The organism is Bacillus coahuilensis m4-4, assembly GCF_000171615.1.
GTDB classification, from domain to species: Bacteria; Bacillota; Bacilli; order Bacillales; family Bacillaceae_K; genus Bacillus_T; species Bacillus_T coahuilensis.
The window spans coordinates 128,744-147,764 of the sequence record NZ_ABFU01000060.3 but is presented as its reverse complement, the minus strand read 5'-3'; the positions used below and the strand labels follow the sequence as shown (position 1 = coordinate 147,764).

Below are 19,021 nucleotides of genomic sequence, written 5' to 3'. Positions count from 1 at the left end.
ATATCCTTTGCCATACCGTTCATCCTTCCGCTTTTAACTCTAATATTGTATCTCGAAGCTCAGCAGCACGCTCGAAATCTAGTGCCCTTGCTGCATCCTTCATCTCTACTTCTAATCTTTCAATTAAATTCTCACGTTCAGGCTTAGACATTTTTGTCACTGACTTAGTGCCATCTGGTGCCTCATGTCCATCTGAAGCTTGAGTAGCTCGAATCACATCACGTACTGCTTTTTGAATGGTTTGAGGTGTGATTCCATGCTTTTCATTATATTCTTCTTGGATCGTTCGACGCCTCGCTGTTTCGGAGATCGCCTTTTCCATAGAATCCGTCATCCTGTCACCATACATAATGACGTGTCCATTTGAATTACGTGCCGCTCGGCCAATCGTCTGGATGAGCGAGCGTTCTGAACGAAGGAATCCTTCCTTATCTGCATCTAAAATAGTGACTAAAGATACTTCTGGTATATCTAGTCCTTCACGAAGAAGATTAATCCCAACAAGAACATCATATTTTCCTAAACGTAAATCTCTGATTATCTCTATTCGCTCAAGAGTCTTGATTTCTGAATGTAGGTATTGAACTTTAATTCCAATTTCTTTTAAATAATCGGTTAAGTCCTCAGACATTTTCTTTGTTAATGTCGTCACTAGTACACGTTCATTTCGCTCAATACGTTCATGGATTTCACCAAGTAAATCATCAATCTGCCCCTCAATTGGTCGTACATCGATGGTTGGATCTAGCAAACCTGTTGGACGAATAATTTGCTCAACCATTTGAGGAGTATGCTCCATTTCATAAGGTCCTGGAGTAGCTGATACATAGACTAGTTGATGAGATTTTTCCTCGAATTCGTTAAACGTAAGAGGTCGATTATCCATCGCTGATGGGAGTCTAAATCCATGGTCAACTAGTACTTGTTTACGCGCTTGGTCCCCGTTAAACATACCGCGAATTTGAGGGAGGGTAACATGGGATTCATCTATAATTAATAAAAAATCCTTTGGAAAATAATCGATTAGTGTATAGGGTGTTGAGCCAGGCGGTCGTAGCGTTAAGTGTCTGGAATAGTTTTCGATTCCAGAACAAAAGCCCATTTCTCTCATCATCTCTAAGTCATATCGCGTGCGCTGCTCTAAGCGCTGGGCTTCAAGTAGCTTTCCATCTTCTTTCATCATTTCTAGCTGTTCTTCTAATTCTTTTTCTATGTTTTCAATTGCCACTCTCATTTTTTCTTCACGCGTTACGAAGTGAGAGGCCGGGAAAATGGCTACATGGTCACGTTCTCCAAATATCTCACCTGTTAAGGCATCCACTTCCCTAATCCGGTCAATCTCATCGCCAAAGAATTCAATTCGGATACAATGCTCATCACGAGAAGCAGGGAAAATTTCTACTACATCTCCTCGAACTCGGAATGTACCACGTCTAAAATCAATATCGTTGCGTTCATACTGAACATCTACAAGTCTTCTGAGTAGCTGATTACGCTCAATTTCCATTCCCACTCGAAGAGAAACAACAAGTTCCTTATATTCCTCCGGGGAACCTAATCCATAAATACACGAAACACTAGCAATGATAATGACATCATTACGCTCAAATAATGATGAGGTAGCTGAGTGGCGTAATTTGTCAATCTCATCATTAATGCTTGCATCTTTTTCAATAAATGTATCGGTTTGTGGTACATAGGCTTCTGGCTGATAATAATCGTAATAGCTGACAAAGTATTCCACAGCATTGTTTGGGAAAAACTCTTTAAACTCACTGTAAAGCTGTCCAGCTAGTGTTTTGTTGTGGGCGATGATGAGGGTCGGTTTATTCACCTCTTTTATCACGTTAGACATTGTGAACGTTTTTCCTGTTCCTGTTGCACCTAATAACGTTTGATGTCTCTTTCCATCTTGAATTCCCTGCACAATTTCTTTGATCGCTGCAGGCTGATCACCTTGCGGGGAATAGTGACTTTGTAAATCAAACACATTCATCTATAATGGCCTCCAATCCGGATTTAGGAGAAGTATTTTATGTATTCATTCTTCGCTACTTTATTCTCTTTGCTCATTTTACCACAAATGAACGATTGTTAACCATTAATATGCGAACGTGTGTTTTATTATTTAAAATAGAAAAAACTCCATGAAGTAATCATGAAGTTTAAGAGGATATTTTTCTATAAAAGTAAATCCATCCAAATTTTCACTGCCGTCCCAGCGATCAGTATGGCCAAAATCCACTGTAATAGTTTTGTATTAACCTTTTGTCCTGCCTTCGCACCAAGCGGTGAGGCGATTAAGCTTGCAATGACCATGATCAATGCTGGTCCAAATAACACTTGTCCTGTCATAACCTTTCCTACCGTTGATCCAATAGACGAGATAAACGTTATAGCTAGCGAACTTGCTATTGTCATTCGAGTTGGAATCTTTAAGACTACAAGCATGATAGGAACAAGTAAAAAGGCACCAGCTGCCCCAACAATCCCTGCTCCAACACCTACGATAAAAGCAAGCGAAGATGCAATCCATTTAGAGAATGTCACTTCTCCCGATCCTAAATCATCTCCACGTTTTGGTAAGAACATCATAACAGCTGCCGTTGCCGCCAATATTCCGTACACAACATTCACACCGTTTTCTGATAAAAGGGTGGAACCATAGCCTCCAATAAAACTACCAATTAAGATCGCAGTTCCCATATAGAGAATGAGTTGTTTATTTAAATATCCACCTTTGCGGTATGCCCACACTCCTCCTATCGTAGCGAAAAATACTTGAACCGCCGAGATACCAGATACTTCATGGGCCGTGAAAGCCATGTAGCCTAGTACAGGTGGAATATACAATAACATGGGGTATTTAATGATGGAGCCACCTATTCCCACCATGCCAGATATAAAAGAACCTATAAAGCCAATTAAAAAAATAAGTAATGATAAAGCCAATCGTCCATTCCATAGATGTCACTCCTTCCTAATTAACAAGCTATCCACGCCAAGCATTTATACCGCCTGAGACATTGGTAATTTTTTTGAATCCTTTTTTCTTCAATAGCTTAGCTGCCTTGGAGCTTCTCATACCGCTTTGGCATATAAGAACAACCTCTTTTGAAGGGTCTAAGGTATCAAGCTTACTACCTAATTGATGTAATGGGAGGTTTTTGAATGAAGAGATATTTCTCCCTTTAAATTCTCCATTTGTCCTCACATCAATCAATTGTACATGCTGATCTTTTATCTTTTCTTTTAGCTGCTCGGTCGTAATCAATGTAATTCCTCTCACAGGAAGTAACATTCTCCCAAAAAATAATAGTAGAGCTAAAGGAATAAGAATATCTAACCAATCCATCAAAGCACCTCTTTTTACCTATAGGGGTATAATTCAATTCAAAAAAATTTAATTGGTGTGTAATGCTTTTAAGATGCCGTCTGGGTCAAACCCAAGCACCCATTGTCCATTTACATTTGTTTGTGGAACACCCATTTGACCTGTTGTACGGACCAGATTCGCTGCCTCTTCCTGATTTAGACCTACATTCACCTCGGTAAAGGGGATGTTTTGCTGTTTCAAGAAATTTTTTACCATCACACAATACGGGCAAGTAGTTGTAGAATAAACTGTTACCTTGTGTTGCATACTAGGAATCCTCCTTTTTTAAAATGGAGCGGTGGCCCGTATAGAGCCACCGCCATTATTTTATTATCCTCTTTCAACAGGCTTTTGTTCTCTTTCCCACTCTGCGTAACCACCAGCATAGTTCACGACATCAAATCCCAAACCTTGAAGCAGGCTTGTTCCAATAGCTGAGCGGGTACCAGATTGACAGTGAACAACTACCTTCTTATCTTTCGGAATCTCTCCTGCTGATTCATAGAGATCACCTAACATATGGTGATGAGCATGTGGTAAATGTCCATCTCTCCATTCTGTTGCTTTACGAATGTCTACCACATAATAATCTTCACCTGCATACACTTTTTCAAGCTCTTCCATTGTAATGAATGAGTACCCAGTTGTTTCATCTGCAGAATATTGTTCCACTATTTCAGCAGGTACATACGCAATTGCACCATCTAAGTGAATGCTTTCTAACGATTCTTGAATTTCTTGGAATAATTCAACTTCACCGATTACAACATACTTAGCATCGTAAGATACAAGCCAACCAGCCCAGTTTGTGAATGCTTTATTATAAGGAAGGTTTAACGCACCCAATACGTGCTTCTCTGCAAATTCTGATGCTTTACGCGTATCTAATAAAATGGTATTTTCATCTTCTAAAAGACGTTCCATTTCCTTACGATCATCAATTACTGGAATTTCCTCACCTGTTAAAACCGTTGGACCTTCCTTGTTTAACTTTTTTCTATCATCGCAAAATATCTAGGAGGCTCAGGTTGATCTTCTAACAACTCTGCAACAAACGCTTCCTCATCTGTATGCTTAAGCGCCCAGTTATTCTCTTTCTCGTATCCAACAGTTGAGATGGGAACTGCTCCTAGTGACTTCCCACAAGCGCTTCCTGCTCCGTGACCTGGCCACACAACAAGATAGTCTGGTAATTCTTTGAATTTATTAAGAGACTGGAACATTTGTCGAGCTCCAGATTCGGATGTTCCAGCAACTCCCGCTGCTTTCTCCAATAAATCGGGACGACCAATATCTCCAACGAACACAAAATCTCCAGTGAAGATACCCATTGGAACATCAGAGCCTCCGCCGATATCAGTTAAAACAAATGAAATACTTTCTGGAGTATGTCCAGGTGTGTGAAGAACTTCAAATTTTACGTTCCCTACTTTAAAGATTGAGCCTTCTTTTACAAGCTCAACGTCTAGTCCATCTGTGTAAAGATACTTCCAATTTTCGTCTCCTTCATCAGAAAGATAAAGCTTTGCACCAAGTTCTGTTGCTAATTGGCGAGCACCTGAAACAAAATCTGCATGAATATGAGTTTCCGTTACCGCTGATATAGTAAATCCTTCTTTTTTAGCTGTTTCTAAATAAGGTGTAATCTCACGTGCGGGGTCGACAATGATAGCTTCTCCCGTACGCTGACAGCCAACCATATAAGAGTATTGTGCTAACTTTTCATCAAAAAAACTACGAAAGAACATTTTATCTCCTCCAACTAAATAATTTTAGTATAACCAAAATCTATTTACAGTATACCCCTTAGGGTATAAAAAGTAAAGGACGAAAACTTAAAAAAAAATAACTTAAGTGAATAGAGATTAAAACCCTTATCAATTAAGCACCTTTTCTTTGTTGTTTTTTCATTTGATTTGCGAGCCAAAACCCTAGTGTTAAGGATGCGGCATCTAAAATAATTAGGTGCCAATAATCCGTATACCCTTTATATACAGAGGCACAAATTAAAGCAATCGTTAATAATAACCCGACATATTGGTTGTACGTTACACGCGTAAAAAATACGACCAAAAAGGCTGGCATGAAAATGGCTAGTAAGATTTTCATCACAGAGTAAACTTCCTCCTCCGACTGACTGTCACACCCTATTTTACTAGAAGCTTGTATCGGAGTAAAAGCTTTTAGTGCTTCTTATTTATTTTGAAGTAATTCCTTTGTGATGGATACAAGCTCTTCCTGTGGAAGCTTTTCATTTAGCATATCTGGTAGAATATCCTCTAGGAAATATTGAACACAGTCTAGTGCATTAAATTTGAGGATCGTTCGAAGTGCCTCTTGGTAAATTTCTAAAAAGAGGGGCTCAGGATTACCTTTTTGAATCTCGCCAAACGACTCATACAGCAAATCAATTTTATCAGCAACTGAAAGAATCTTTCCTTCAAGAGTATGATCCTTCCCTTCTTGAAACCTAGCCACATACATCGACTGATACTCTGGAGGAAATTCCTGTTGAATAAATTTTTGTGTCATCTCTTGTTCTACTTCATTAAATAAGCGATTTAATTCATCTGATGCATATTTTACAGGCGTCTTAATATCTCCTGTAAAAAGCTCAGCATAATCATGATTTAATGCCTTTTCATACAGTCTTCTCCAATCTACATTCCTTCCTCTTTCTTCTTCAACCGTCCCAAGAAACTGTGCAATTTTCGTAACCTTGAAGGAGTGACTGGCAACTGAATGCTCATCATATTTAAATTTACCAGGACAACGATAAATCTTCTCTAAATCGGATAAACTTTTAAAATAATGGTGTACCCCCATCATGACTCCTCCCCTTTATCTTATATATTTACCATTTACAGCTGAAATCCTTTGTTAAACTCATCATTATGATAGAAAAGAACATTCCGGTGAAAGGATTCATCGGAATGTTCAATGGTAGATTATGATAGTTTAAATACGTTAATCACTTTCGATAATTCTTCTGACGATTGTTTTAATACATCCGATGTATTTTGTACTTTTGCAAAGACTTCTGCTTGCATACTATTACCGTCCAGCAGTTCGTGAATAGATGATTTTGAGCTTTCTCCGTGACTTGCCATCTCTTCAATACTTGCCGCTACTTCTTCACTACCCGCCGCCATTTCCTCTGAAACTGCAGATATCTCTTGAATTTGGCTGTTGACTAAATCGATCGATTCTAGGATCTTTTTAAACGCAAGCTCTGTTTCTTTTGCACCACTAATTCCTTTATCCACATCCTGATTCGTTTGAACCATAGCAGATAAGGCTGATTGTGATTTATCTTGAATCCCTTTAATCAAGCTTGTAATTTGGGAAGCCGATTGATTCGATTCCTCTGAGAGCTTCCGAACTTCTTCAGCCACTACCGCAAAGCCTTTGCCTGCTTCCCCTGCTCTTGCTGCTTCAATACTTGCGTTTAGCGAAAGTAGGTTTGTTTGGCCTGCGATATTCGTAATTGCCTCAACAATCTCTCCAATTCGATTGGACTCTTCCGCAAATAATCGAATCGTTTTAGCTAAATCCTCAAAGGAATCATGAATGCTGTTCATTTGCTCGGTTAAGGATTGGATTTTCCCTTGACCATCCGTTGCTAGATCCGCTGCAGATTGACTAGACTCTGTTGCCACAACACTTGTTTCCGCAATTCGCTGAACTCCTTGTGTCATTTCTTCCATTGTTGTCGCACTCTCTCTAGTACCCGTAGCTAGGCTTTCAATGGCATAGGAAAATTTAGAGATACTTTCTTCCGTAGTCTGAATCACGTCTTCACTAGAATATAACTGCTCAGTTACTTCATTGGTTACTTGGGCTACTTGATGTCCTGTACGTTGTAAGTGTGTTACTAGTTTGACTAACCCCATGCGCATATTTTCAAGAGGTTCACCAAAAGTTGCAAGAGGACCTAATTTCTTTTGATTAATAGAAGTTGAAAGATCTCCTTGTGAAATTCTCTCGACATAGTATTGAATTTCATCAAATGGATTGGCGTATGCAAGAAAATTCACTAATCCAAAAAGAGAAAAACTTAATCCAATTCCTACTAATAAGGCAAGATGAGGAATACTGAAAAATGAACGATCAGTTAGTAAACTAAAAATAAAGATAATAACGGCTCCAGATAGTAGACCTTGGAGGAGTGTCTTTCCAACATACTTAAATAATTTTCTAACATTATTAGCTTTTTTGCTTTGTTCCATGTTGTTACTGCTTCCCCTTTCTATATTAAACTCCTACTTAGTATAGCTGATTTTTGTAGAAATTTGTCGAAATATAAAGTAATTTACATAATATTATAAAAATAATTACATTCTATTTATCGGTTGGTTAGTAGGATTGATTGAGTGGTAAGTTTTTCTATTTAGCGGGTGGAATGGGGCCGTTATTTATGGTCGCTAGGTTGTCGTGCGGATGGGGCTCTTTTTGGTGCGGGGCGAGACTTTTTCGGGCGGGATCGAGCTCTTTTCGTGCGGCTTTACAGCATTCTTGTGCGGCACATTCTTGCTGCGTGCGGATGGGGTTCTATCTGGTGCGGCGGCGAGACTTTTCGGCGGGAGCGGGCTCTTTTCGTGCGGCTTTACAGCAATCTTGTGCGGCACACTTTACTCCGTGCAATCACAGTCTCTTTTCGCGCACCAGCCGATAAGTGCTAGATTGTGTAGCATTCCTTATCACTTACCATACATATAACCAAGCTACTACTAATCCACGGGCCCTCCAAAAGAAAAAACCCTCACTACTGTGAGAGCTCTTCCTCTTTTGCTTTTCCTTCAATTAAAAGAGACAAACTAATCAAAGTAACTAATACCGTCGCACCCATATCCGATAGAATCGCTATCCATAGAGTTAGCCAGCCAGGAATAGTTAATAAAAGAGCAATAATTTTTAGGCCTAAGGCTAATCCAATATTCCACTGGATCACCGCGTTCACTCGCTTGGCAATAGAGATGGCACTTGGAAGCTTTCCTAAATGGTCCTGCATGAGTACGATATCGGCCGTTTCAATGGCACTATCTGTTCCTTTTCCCATCGCAATTCCTAGGTCTGCTGTGGCAAGCGCAGGCGCATCGTTTATTCCGTCTCCGATCATGGCGATTTTACCATGGGATAGTTCTTTAATTTTCTCCACTTTCTCTTCTGGAAGAAGGCTAGCATAATATGTGGTTACCCCTACCTCGTTCGCTACTTTTTCTGCTGTTTTGTTATGATCTCCCGTAAGCATAACCGTCTTTTTGATTCCTACTTGGTGAAGGCTAGAAATCACAGCTTTACTTTCTTCACGGACTTTATCGGTAATTCCGAAGACGCCAAGTAACTGGTCTGCTGAAGAGACTAATACGATCGTATAACCTACTTCTTTTACATCGTGTAGTAATTGGGCTTCTTCCTCACTTAACGTAAATGGTAGGCCCTTTTCATTCCCTACATAGAAGGTTTCACCATTTTTCGTTGCCTTTACTCCTTGACCTGATATGGTTTGAATGTGGTCTGCTTCTTCTAAGCGTAGGTTATTTTCATTTACCGCTTCCATGATTGCTCTCGCAAGCGGATGCGAAGAAGAACGCTCGACCATTCCTGCTACGGGTAAAAATCTTTCGTTAAGTTCCATTACTTTTTTCACATGAGGCTCGCCTAGCGTTAATGTGCCTGTTTTATCGAAAGCTAAGGTATCGATTTTCCCTAATTGCTCTAAATGAACTCCCCCTTTTACTAGGATGCCATTTCGGGCATTGCGAGTTATACCAGCAACAATAGCAATAGGCGACGCTAAAATAAGGGCACATGGACACCCTACAATAAGAACAGCTAATCCTTGATAAAGCCATGTTTCCCATGCTCCACCCAAGAATAAGGGAGGAACTAGAATGACCGAAAGCGCTATAAGCATAATGATTGGTGTGTAGTATTTAGCAAACCGATTGATAAATAGTTCAGTTGGCGTCTTCGTATCTTGGGCTTCTTGCACTAAATGAAGGATTTTGGCTAAAGACGAGTCTTCATACGCTTTCGTGATGTGTACTTTCAAGACTCCTTCATTATTAATACTTCCGCCAAATACCGTACTTCCTACTTCTTTATCCACTGGTAATGATTCACCGGTAATGGCCGCTTCATTCACAGAGCTTACCCCTTCAACGATCGTTCCATCCGAAGGTATTTTTCCACCGGCACGTATTAAGACGGTATCTCCTACAATTAGCTCTTTAACTGGTATGATCGTCTCTTTTCCGTCACGTAAAAGAAACGCTTCGTCTGGTGCTACATCTAATAGAGCTTCCATCGACTTTCGAGCCTTTTCCATTCCCATTCCTTCTAATAATTCATTTACGCCAAAAAGAAGGGCGACAAGTGTGGCTTCTTTCCATTCACCAATCGCGACTGCACCTATTAGAGCGACTGTCATTAACGTATCAATAGTAAAGCGGAGCTTCGCAAGATTTTTCGCACCTTTTATAAATGTTTTGTATCCACTTAAAGCCATTGCGAGTAAAAATAGTGGAATTAAATAGGTCGTATTCACCCAAGCTCCTAGTACCAAAGCTAAGAAAAATAGTGAAGTTGAGATACCTAAAAGTACTTTCATTTTAGACCCTGCATCATGCTCATGAGAATGACCTTCGTGTTCATCTTGAACTATTTTTGCCCCATCACTTGCCAGGATTTTTTGAATGGTTTTCATATTGACTCGATCATCCACTTCTAATATGGAGCGATTATAGGATAAACTAGCGGTTTCCCCGTGTTCTAATTTCTTTATTTGTTGTTCCATATCTGCAGCACAATTAGCACATGTTAACCCTTGAAGCTTAAATTCACTCACTACTCCTCACCTCTTATCTAATGCATCGCATGCTGTATCATTTCATTTAGTATGTGCATAACATGTTCATCATCCTGTGTATAAAATAAGGAAGTTCCCTGTCTTCTACTTTTAACTAGTCGTAAATTCTTTAAAAATCGAAGCTGATGAGAAACTGTTGACTGCTGTAACTCAAGCGTTTCGGCAATCTCATTCACTGCACACTCTTTTTGGGATAATAAGTGCATAATCCGTATTCTTGTTGGGTCTCCTAACGCTTTAAACGTTTGAGACACGATAAATAGAGTTTCTTCATCTAAGTTTCTGAATTCAAATTGCTCCCTTTCATTAGACATAATAATCACCCTAATTTCTTATATGAACACATATTCATATATAGTATATTTTTACCCTATCAAAAGTGTTCCAAAACGTCAACAAAAATAGGCAGAAATCTCTTCCTACAAAATAAGCACCCGTTATCATTCGTTATGAATGATAACGGGTGCCTATGTAATGATTATTTTAATTTAAAACGCTGGATCTCGCCTTCTAATTCTTCCGCTCTTTCAGAAAGAGATTCACTCGTCGAAGTAATTTCATCAACAGCTGCGGATTGTTCTTCTGTTGCAGCAGATACATTTTGAGCGAATTCATTGGATTCTTCAATCAACACATGTATTTCTCCTACAACGTTTTGCAAGTGAGCTATATGATCTTCAATAGATTGTATTTCTTTAGTGGTTTCATCAGATGAAGTAGCCACACGCTGAATCGTTTCTGAAATACGAGTAAAATTCTCTCCAGACAATTCTACTTGTACTTTACCAGACTTTACGGCATTCATATTGACAATCATTTGAGCTACTACTCCTTCAATATGAACTTGTACCTCTCTGATTAACTTTTTAATAGTAGACGAAGTCGAACTAGATTCAGTCGCTAGCTTCCGAACTTCCTCTGCTACTACAGCAAACCCTTTTCCATGATCGCCTGCTCGAGCTGCTTCAATACTCGCATTTAATGCAAGTAAATTCGTTTGCTCTGCAATTTCATCAATTAAATTCACCATACCCTCAATTTCCTTGCTCGCACTGCTTAAGCTTTTAACTCTACTAGAGACTTTTTCGCTAGTATCTTCAATTTCTTTCATATTGTGTACAAAGCTTGTGATTGAGTCGTTTCCTTCTTCAGCAAGTACCTTAGCTTCTAACGCCGACTTTTGTAAATCCTTTGTTTGTTCAGAAATAATTTGAATTAAGTGCACCACACGGTCCGCTACATCTTTTAATACAGAGATGTGCTGGACTTCATCATCCGTTATTTGAGCCGTTCGTTGAATAGATGTTGCCACTTCTTGAATAGCTCGATTAGTTTCTTCAGAAGAGACATTTAACTGTGCTGACGTGGCAGCAAGAGCGTGGGCACTATCTGATATTGAAGAAACCATGCTTTTTATGGTCCCAACTGTTTCATTTAATCTCAAACCAAGACTCCCAATTTCGTCCGTACTCTTAACAGGTACATGAACGGTTAAATCACCAGTCGCTACTCTCTCCATCGCGAGATTTAATTCAATAATTTTGCGCGTATGACTACGAGTAAAGAAGAATACAAACACGGTAATCGCTAGTAACGCCACAATCGTTGCTAACAGGACTTTCCATGCCAATCCGTAAAGGGACGCAAATAATTCTGCTTGTGGAACAATGATCCCTAGCGTCCAACCTGTTTGAGGAACTGTAGCATATTGGACTGTCAGCTTTCCTTCCGAGCTATCGATGATGGATGAACCACTTGGTTGTGTCATCATTCTGGCAAGCGAAGATAATACAGGGTCTTCTTCTATTGTGCTATTCATTATTTTTTCCGTATCCGGGTGAGCTAAGACGGTTCCTGTTTGATCAAATAATATAGCATAGCCAGATTCTTTTAATTTGAACATTATTGATTTGTTCTTGCACCGTAGATAAATCAATATCTGCTGATACTACACCCATAAATTCATTACGGTCATTTGTTATAGGGGCAGCAGTTGTAATCATCGTGATCCCTGTCGCTTCATCAAAGTAAGGAGTAGACCAATTCATAGCCCCTTTTCCGTTAACATACCAGTCTTGATTAGGATAATCATAATCAGCCGTGGCATATTCTTCTGTAAAGGTTGTAGAGTTTCCATCTTTATATACATAAGGACCAAAATACTGAGTCTCTGACTGATAAGCATAAGGTTCAAACCATACACCAGTACCTAAAGTAGATTCATTTATAACAGCCATTCTTTCTAATAAATTTTGATATTGAGAAGTTGACATATCTGTTCCATTAACACCGACTATTTGACTAATTGATTCAGCAATCCGTTGATGACCGATAAACTCTTTTTCAATACCATCCATCGTTTCTCCTAATTCGGTTTCAAGCCATGTTTTACTATCACTCGAGATAATAGAATAGGACACGTAGATACTAATAGTCGAAAGCACAAGTAAACTAACTAATACAATGGATAAAATAGATGAGAGCATTTTTACTAATAAGCTTTTGGATGATACTTGAAATGGATTTCTTCGTAACTTCACAATCAATCTCCCCTTTTACATAGTTGTTGCAGACATAGTCGGTTGTTGTCGAAAATTGTCTTATTTATAGTTCAATTTTAACAGGGTATCATGACTGATAATATGAAGATACAATTAAGATTTTGAATATACTTACATTCCTACTTATTCCATAATGTAGAAAAACTCCAAAATAAAAAGAGGTGACTCAAAAAGTCGTAAAACGATTTTTTGAGCCACCTCTTTTCTTTTACTAGTTCTGATATAAATTAATTTTGAAAAAGTTGATTCTCGATGCATGTGCGAAAGTCCAGAGGGAAATAGCGGAAAAGGTGAGACCCCACAGGGCTTGCCAAAGGACTCTGAATAGGCTTTCTCGAGTTTTCACCGCACGAATAAAATGCGGAGCATTTTATAAGGAGGMSCCGGAGAATGGAGTGCCTTTCGCGGAAATCAACCGTTCTTATTTCAATTTTAAATGAAGGATGGTTTTCGGAAAGTTATACTTTTGGGTCAGACTCTTTACATCACAATGGATTCATCCCATCGCTTTTCTTGCTCAACAAATATGATCCCCAGCTCATGATGATCGCCTTCATACAGTGCACCCTGAACGAAGCGTGGTTCACCTGCTGTTGTGAGCACTTGCAGCTTACAGTACGCACGATTTTTTTGAAGTGCCACATAAAATTCTTGCTCATTTTGAACGTTTTTCCCATTCACGGCTGTGATCACTTCACCTTTAACTAAGGTCATTTTTTCACTAGGCGTACCAGGTAGAATGTCCAATATCATGATACCTTTTGAGGATGGAGAATAATAATGAACGGCCTCATCCTCTTCCGTTCTCCATTTCATATAGAGCCACAATCGAATGATAATCGCCGATATCATGGAGAGGAGTCCAACAATAGGAGCTAATATGCTACCAGCTGCACACGTTGTAATAAATAGACCTAACCAAATGAGATGGTTACCTTGTGCTTTTATTTTCACTTCAGGCAGTGTGCTTTTTACAACAAAACCAAACCCTAGTACAAAGGGCACTAGGACAGGGAGCAATTGTCCACTAGCAAAAGGGAGTACCGGCCACCATGTAAATGGGAGTTCAAACAATCCGTTTGGTATATACACCATCATGGGAATGAACCATATTCGTTTCGATACGTGAGCACCGACCCTTAGCCCTCTTCTGCTTTTCAAGAATGCTGGAGAGGTTTTCTTACTTCCATTTATAAGTACTAAAAGACCCTCTGCCATCATCATCAGGGAAGAAAGGATCGCAAACCCAATCAGTTCTTCAAGGCTTGCCCCTTCAATAAAAGGGACTTCAATAGAAAAAGCATCCAAGATCCATAGAATAATATAAGACGTTCCAAAAATAAAAGGAGCCGTCAACCAACTCGTTTTCCCTGTCAGAATAAGAAGGAAGGTCACTATTCCTACTAAGTAGATTGCTTCTAATGGAATTTCTAGGCCAAGTAAAAGAATGAGCAGGGAAGCGACTACTCCGATCCCCATTCCAGTGGGAAGCATATAACGAAGTTCATGAAAGTGGTCATACACGCGAACATGAAAATCATTTCGTTCACGTCGACTACGTGTAACCCCTAATACTATTGCAAAGATGAATGCTACATATAAAATTGGATGCAAAAATAAGTATCCTACGGCTACGAGCCAATCGTTCATGTTCTTGCCACCTTTTCTTCTTGTCATGTATCTTTCTATTATTTTATCAAACTTCACCATAGAAACGTAGAGTCTTTTTACAGTCTTTTCCCGGGAAATAGAAAGGAAATCGTTGAAATATGTCGGATAGGAGAATCATTACACTTTTCAATCACCGCTGAGAGGTTCACGAGTCCGTTCGAATTAGAGTTCTTTTCTTGGTTGATTGGCCATTAAGCTCAACACAGGAGCTCTCTTCTTACATAAAGAGGGCTTTACAAATTTTTGACCCCTAACCACTGAAAAAAGCAAAGGGTGCCCCTTTGCTTTTCACCTCTCTATTCAGCTTCTCCAACGATTCTTAGTGCCGCTTGGAGCTGCAAATCATTTTCTTCTTTTTCTATTTCCTTCATTATGGTTTTTTCCAGTGCACTTGCTGTTTGACTATCGATATTCCCAGTGGAAGTTAATCCAGCTTTCGATTGGAATGCCTTTACAGCGATTGCCGTTTGATTACTGTAGTAACCATCTGTTCGACCTGGTCCATATCCTAAGCTATATAGCATTTCTTGAGCACTTTTCACTTGGTCATTGTTCATTTCCTTCGTTAATGTTTTTTCTACTTGGAGAGGGTGCGTATAAAAGAAGGCAGGTTGTTTCACTTCAATGGTTGGCTGTATCCCTTTTGTATGAATCCAATTCCCATCTGGTGTTAACCACTTAAACATCGTCATTTTAATGTTGCTTCCGTCTCCCATAGGGATCGCTTGTTGGACTGTACCCTTTCCAAACGTCTTTTCACCAATCAACGGATATTCTTCTACTTCACTTAATGCACCCGCCAGAATCTCCGAAGCGGAAGCACTGCCCTCATCAATTAAGACAGCGACGGGTACTCCTTTTTCTTTTCTAACGTAGAGAAGTATGGCTTCTTTTCTCCCGTTCGTTCTTCAATCTGAACATAAGGCTTCTCATTTGTCACAAGTTCATACAATATTTTCTCTACAGATTCTAGGTATCCTCCTGGGTTCCCTCTAACATCTATGACTAACCCTTGTATGCCCTGTGCTTCTAATGAGCTGAGCTCTGTTTTAAATTCTTCATCTGTTTCTTCCGAAAAGGATGTGATCTCCATATACCCTACTGGCTTACTATCATACTTTTTTACACTAGCATGAACGGTTTGATTGGGAATCTCGTCACGGACTACTTGAACCGTTAAAGGTTCCGTTAAACCACTACGAACAATATCAAGCTTTACCTTAGAGCCTTTTTCACCACGGATTTTCAATGTGGCATCATATAGGTCAAGACCTGTGACATCTTCGCCATCAATTCGGATAATTTGATCATTCGGCTTAAGGCCTGCCTCCTCAGCAGGAGAATTTTTAAAGGGTGCTACAATCATTAGCTTACCGTCCATTAATGTGACCTCAGCCCCTATTCCTTCAAACGAGCTATCTAAGGACTGACTGAATTGTTGGGCTGTTTCAGCATCCATATAGACGGAATAAGGGTCTTCTAACGTATCAAGCATACCTTGAATAGCACCTTCTATTAACGAAAGGCTGCCTACTTCTTCTACATAGTTGGTACGTATTAACTCATATGCCTGTTCAACCTTTGCTAAATCCACTCCTAGGGGTACATTTTGCAGATCCTCTGAAGACTGATTTTTTAAAATGAACCCATTTGTTAATTCATAAGCTTGTACAAATCCAAGCATAATGAAGAGGGCAACTAAGCTTCCTATTGCAATTTTCTTTACGTTCCACTTCACAAACCTCTCCCCCATCCCATTCAGAACTAAAAAAAGCATCACAGAGATGCTTTCTTATTTCATATATATGTTAGGAGGGGGACAAGTTATGAAACTTTTTATTTTAGAATCATCGAATCTTTTCCCTGTTTTAATGACTCAGAGAGCAGGGAACTCCACTCCCTAAATCCAGTTAAAAAACCATCATGACCGTAGTCTGTTGTGACCTCATAATAGTCTGCTTTTACTTTTTGTGAAAAATCTTTTAAGGCTTCGGGTGGGTATAAGAGGTCATGTGTGAATCCTATAAGGTAAAGGCTTGCTTCGTACAACTTTCCTGCTTGATCAACCCCTCCCCTACCTCTTCCAATATCGTGTGAATTCATCGCTTCGAGTAATGTGATATAGCTGTTTGGATCAAATCGTTGCCTTAGTTTTTTACCTTGGTAGTCTAAATAGGTTTCGACCTCAAACGATGAATGATCCTCCTTTCGGTTAAATCGATCATTATATAGCTTAGCACTTCGATACGTTACTAAACCTGTCATTCTAGCAATCTCAAGACCTCTAACCTCCTCATCCTCCTCGTATTCTCCTCCCTTCCAGGCTGGATCCAGTTGGATACTACTCTTTCCAATATGGTTGAATGCGATAGCATAATCACTTACATACGGTGTGCTCGCTAAAATGATTAACTTCTTCATAAAGGTAGGATACAATAAGCCCCATTCATATACCTGCATCCCCCCAAGAGAGCCACCAATAACCGCATACAGCCTTTCAATATTTAAGAGGTCTAATGCCCGTTTTCCAGCATTTACAATGTCTCGAATGGTAATAGAAGGAAAGTGTTGCTGATACTTCTTACCTGTCGCTGGATTGAATGATGTAGGTCCTGTTGATCCATTACACCCTCCGAGTACATTAAAGGTAATCACTTGAAAGTGCCTAGAGTCAATAGCTTTTTTCTCACCTATCACTTCACTCCACCATCCAGGAGTTTCTTCTGTCCCTACGGCTAAATGGTTACCGGTCAACGCATGACAATTTAAAATCACTGGCAGATTCGAATCACTTCCTATCCATTCATAGGCAAGCTCCACACCTTGTAGGATTTCACCATTTTCTAAGGGCAATGTAGGGATGGTCACACTTCCCTCTTTACGATTCATCCTTGTTTTCCTTTCTATGGATTCGGGGAATCACTTTACACCACTTCTTTCGTTTTGGTCGCTGCAATGGCCTGCTGTAAGTCATCGATTAAATCATCTACGTGCTCAATACCAACAGATAGTCTCACTAAATCTGGTGTCACGCCTGCCTCCACCAAATCCGCTTCAGATAACTGCAAATGGGTAGTTGATGCGGGGTGTATAATAAGAGATTTTGCATCTCCTACATTGGCTAAATGTGACCATAATTGGACACTGTCGATTAAAGTTCGACCTGCTTCACGTCCCCCTTTTATACCAAACACAATGATGGAACCATATCCGTTGTCAAAATAACGGTCAGCAAGATGCTTAGAAGCATGAGATGGCAAACCTAAGTAATTTACCCACGCTACATCCTCATGTGCTTCCAAAAATTTCGCTACCCTCACAGCATTTTCTTGGTGACGTTCCACCCTAAGATGAAGAGTTTCAAGACCTTGCAATAATAAGAAAGCACTATGAGGACTTAAACAAGCACCAATATCTCGTAATAGCTGAACTCGTAGTTTAATAATAAAGGCAGCTTCTCCAATATCTTGTGCGTACCGGAGGCCATTATAGCTTGGGTCGGGTTCAGTAAATCCTTTAAATTTTCCATTCGACCAATCAAACTTTCCTCCGTCTACCACTAAACCGCCAATCGTCGTCCCGTGTCCTCCTATCCACTTGGTTGCGGAATGTACCACAATATCCGCCCCGTGCTCTATTGGTCTACAAACATATGGAGTTGCAAACGTATTATCGACAATTAAAGGGACACCATTCTCATGAGCAATCGTTGACACTTTTTCTATATCTAGAACATCGAGGGAGGGATTACTAATAATCTCCGTAAAATTCCTTTTGTTTTAGAGGTGATGGCTTTTCGAAAATTTTCTGGGTCTCGGCCATCTACAAATTTCACTGTGATCCCGTAGCGGGGTAAGGTGAGAGCAAATAGATTATAGGTTCCACCATATACCTGAGAGGAGCTAATAATCTCATCTCCATGCTCGGCAATGTTCAAAATAGCATACGTAATGGCCGCCATCCCGGAGGAAAGAGCAAGTGCCCCTACTCCTCCTTCAAGTAAGGAGATTCGTTGTTCTAACACATCAACCGTTGGATTGCCGATTCGAGAATAAATATTTCCTGGTTCTTCTAGTGAAAAAAGTTTTGCCGCATGATCTGCACTTTCAAAAACATAGGAACTCGTTTGATAGATGGGTACGGCCCGTGAGCCTGTTGTTGCATCTGGCTCCTGACCTCCGTGAAGTAGAAGGGATTCAAGACGATAGGATGTAGATGGTTTTGACAAGGGGTATTCCTCCATTCAATTTTTAATAGGAAGAAGGAGAGAGGAATTTCGTACAAAACGAAAACCCCCTTCCTAAGAAGAGGGTTACGTAATTAACTCCTCCTCTTATCTTCCAGGTAGATTACCTGTAGGAATTAGCACCTTTTCAAGCAAAATTCGCTTGATGGTTGCCGGGCTTCACAGGGCCTATTCCCTCCGCCGCTCTCGATAAGAGTATGAAACTGTTGTATTAAAAAGGAAGTATTCATGGCTTACTGTGATTATAAGGGCGTCTAGGCATAATGTCAACAGAATAGTTAGAAAATTTTAATTAT

14 protein-coding genes, 3 pseudogenes and 1 riboswitch are annotated in these 19,021 nt (G+C 39.8%); all 17 genes and pseudogenes read right to left on the bottom strand.

Going from position 1 to position 19,021, the window contains the following annotated elements; genetic code table 11:
* Window positions 1–19: 19 nt before the first annotated feature.
* The 17 genes and pseudogenes from uvrB to M44_RS23820 all read right to left on the bottom strand — a co-directional run bounded on the left by uvrB (window position 20) and on the right by M44_RS23820 (window position 18,722).
* A complete protein-coding gene (gene uvrB / locus M44_RS16025; RefSeq protein WP_010175225.1) occupies window positions 20–1,996 on the bottom strand; it encodes an excinuclease ABC subunit UvrB in 1,977 nt (658 codons plus the stop codon).
* 185 nt (window positions 1,997–2,181) lie between these two features.
* Entirely contained in the window at window positions 2,182–2,895 is a 714-nt protein-coding gene (locus tag M44_RS16020; protein ID WP_237705318.1) for a sulfite exporter TauE/SafE family protein, read from the bottom strand.
* Between the two features lie 97 nt (window positions 2,896–2,992).
* The gene (locus tag M44_RS16015) at window positions 2,993–3,355 is read right to left on the bottom strand and encodes a rhodanese-like domain-containing protein (RefSeq protein ID WP_010175220.1); all 363 of its coding nucleotides are present in this window, start codon (window positions 3,353–3,355) and stop codon (window positions 2,993–2,995) included.
* A gap of 48 nt (window positions 3,356–3,403) precedes the next feature.
* A complete protein-coding gene (locus M44_RS16010) occupies window positions 3,404–3,643 on the bottom strand; it encodes a glutaredoxin family protein (RefSeq protein ID WP_010175218.1) in 240 nt (79 codons plus the stop codon).
* A gap of 63 nt (window positions 3,644–3,706) precedes the next feature.
* Window positions 3,707–5,124 (bottom strand): annotated as a pseudogene (locus tag M44_RS23830) (MBL fold metallo-hydrolase).
* A gap of 133 nt (window positions 5,125–5,257) precedes the next feature.
* Window positions 5,258–5,485, bottom strand: a complete 228-nt coding sequence (locus M44_RS16000) for a CsbA family protein (RefSeq protein WP_040365494.1) — start codon at window positions 5,483–5,485, stop codon at window positions 5,258–5,260.
* An 84-nt stretch (window positions 5,486–5,569) separates the two neighbouring features.
* Window positions 5,570–6,202, bottom strand: coding sequence for an HD domain-containing protein (locus M44_RS15995; RefSeq protein ID WP_010175216.1), 633 nt, complete (start codon window positions 6,200–6,202; stop codon window positions 5,570–5,572).
* Between the two features lie 122 nt (window positions 6,203–6,324).
* On the bottom strand, window positions 6,325–7,074 hold the full coding sequence (locus M44_RS30070; RefSeq protein ID WP_420167122.1) for a methyl-accepting chemotaxis protein: 750 nt from the start codon (window positions 7,072–7,074) through the stop codon (window positions 6,325–6,327).
* Between the two features lie 1,067 nt (window positions 7,075–8,141).
* Window positions 8,142–10,226: a heavy metal translocating P-type ATPase gene (locus tag M44_RS15985; protein WP_010175199.1), complete on the bottom strand. Its 2,085-nt coding sequence runs from the start codon at window positions 10,224–10,226 to the stop codon at window positions 8,142–8,144.
* A gap of 17 nt (window positions 10,227–10,243) precedes the next feature.
* The gene (locus M44_RS15980) at window positions 10,244–10,561 is read right to left on the bottom strand and encodes an ArsR/SmtB family transcription factor (protein WP_010175197.1); all 318 of its coding nucleotides are present in this window, start codon (window positions 10,559–10,561) and stop codon (window positions 10,244–10,246) included.
* A gap of 164 nt (window positions 10,562–10,725) precedes the next feature.
* A complete protein-coding gene (locus M44_RS15975; protein WP_420167121.1) occupies window positions 10,726–12,015 on the bottom strand; it encodes a methyl-accepting chemotaxis protein in 1,290 nt (429 codons plus the stop codon).
* 94 nt (window positions 12,016–12,109) lie between these two features.
* Window positions 12,110–12,787, bottom strand: coding sequence for a cache domain-containing protein (locus M44_RS15970; protein ID WP_029326934.1), 678 nt, complete (start codon window positions 12,785–12,787; stop codon window positions 12,110–12,112).
* Window positions 12,788–13,288: 501 nt separating this feature from the next.
* The gene (locus tag M44_RS15965; RefSeq protein ID WP_010175195.1) at window positions 13,289–14,458 is read right to left on the bottom strand and encodes a PDZ domain-containing protein; all 1,170 of its coding nucleotides are present in this window, start codon (window positions 14,456–14,458) and stop codon (window positions 13,289–13,291) included.
* A 317-nt stretch (window positions 14,459–14,775) separates the two neighbouring features.
* Window positions 14,776–15,003 (bottom strand): peptidoglycan-binding domain-containing protein, encoded by a 228-nt coding sequence (locus tag M44_RS28450; RefSeq protein ID WP_237705317.1) that lies wholly within the window; start codon window positions 15,001–15,003, stop codon window positions 14,776–14,778.
* Window positions 15,004–15,156: 153 nt separating this feature from the next.
* Window positions 15,157–16,163 (bottom strand): annotated as a pseudogene (locus M44_RS28445) (S41 family peptidase); the annotation flags it as partial.
* Between the two features lie 152 nt (window positions 16,164–16,315).
* The gene (gene metX / locus M44_RS15955; RefSeq protein WP_010175188.1) at window positions 16,316–17,368 is read right to left on the bottom strand and encodes a homoserine O-acetyltransferase MetX; all 1,053 of its coding nucleotides are present in this window, start codon (window positions 17,366–17,368) and stop codon (window positions 16,316–16,318) included.
* A 35-nt stretch (window positions 17,369–17,403) separates the two neighbouring features.
* Window positions 17,404–18,722: pseudogene (locus M44_RS23820) on the bottom strand (O-acetylhomoserine aminocarboxypropyltransferase/cysteine synthase family protein).
* Window positions 18,723–18,809: 87 nt separating this feature from the next.
* Window positions 18,810–18,921: riboswitch (SAM riboswitch) on the bottom strand.
* Between the last annotated feature and the right edge of the window lie 100 nt (window positions 18,922–19,021).

Excerpts from the sequence above, each read along its gene's own strand:
- M44_RS15980 (WP_010175197.1), bottom strand. The coding sequence starts at position 10,561 with ATGTCTAATGAAAGGGAGCAATTTGAATTCAGAAACTTAGATGAAGAA.
- M44_RS16010 (WP_010175218.1), bottom strand. The coding sequence starts at position 3,643 with ATGCAACACAAGGTAACAGTTTATTCTACAACTACTTGCCCGTATTGT.
- M44_RS16000 (WP_040365494.1), bottom strand. The coding sequence starts at position 5,485 with ATGAAAATCTTACTAGCCATTTTCATGCCAGCCTTTTTGGTCGTATTT.
- uvrB (WP_010175225.1), bottom strand. The coding sequence starts at position 1,996 with ATGAATGTGTTTGATTTACAAAGTCACTATTCCCCGCAAGGTGATCAG.
- M44_RS15975 (WP_420167121.1), bottom strand. The coding sequence starts at position 12,015 with ATGACACAACCAAGTGGTTCATCCATCATCGATAGCTCGGAAGGAAAG.
- metX (WP_010175188.1), bottom strand. The coding sequence starts at position 17,368 with ATGAATCGTAAAGAGGGAAGTGTGACCATCCCTACATTGCCCTTAGAA.
- M44_RS16015 (WP_010175220.1), bottom strand. The coding sequence starts at position 3,355 with ATGGATTGGTTAGATATTCTTATTCCTTTAGCTCTACTATTATTTTTT.
- M44_RS15995 (WP_010175216.1), bottom strand. The coding sequence starts at position 6,202 with ATGGGGGTACACCATTATTTTAAAAGTTTATCCGATTTAGAGAAGATT.
- M44_RS16020 (WP_237705318.1), bottom strand. The coding sequence starts at position 2,895 with ATGGTGGGAATAGGTGGCTCCATCATTAAATACCCCATGTTATTGTAT.
- M44_RS30070 (WP_420167122.1), bottom strand. The coding sequence starts at position 7,074 with ATGACACAAGGAGTTCAGCGAATTGCGGAAACAAGTGTTGTGGCAACA.
- M44_RS28450 (WP_237705317.1), bottom strand. The coding sequence starts at position 15,003 with ATGCTATATAGCTTAGGATATGGACCAGGTCGAACAGATGGTTACTAC.
- M44_RS15965 (WP_010175195.1), bottom strand. The coding sequence starts at position 14,458 with ATGAACGATTGGCTCGTAGCCGTAGGATACTTATTTTTGCATCCAATT.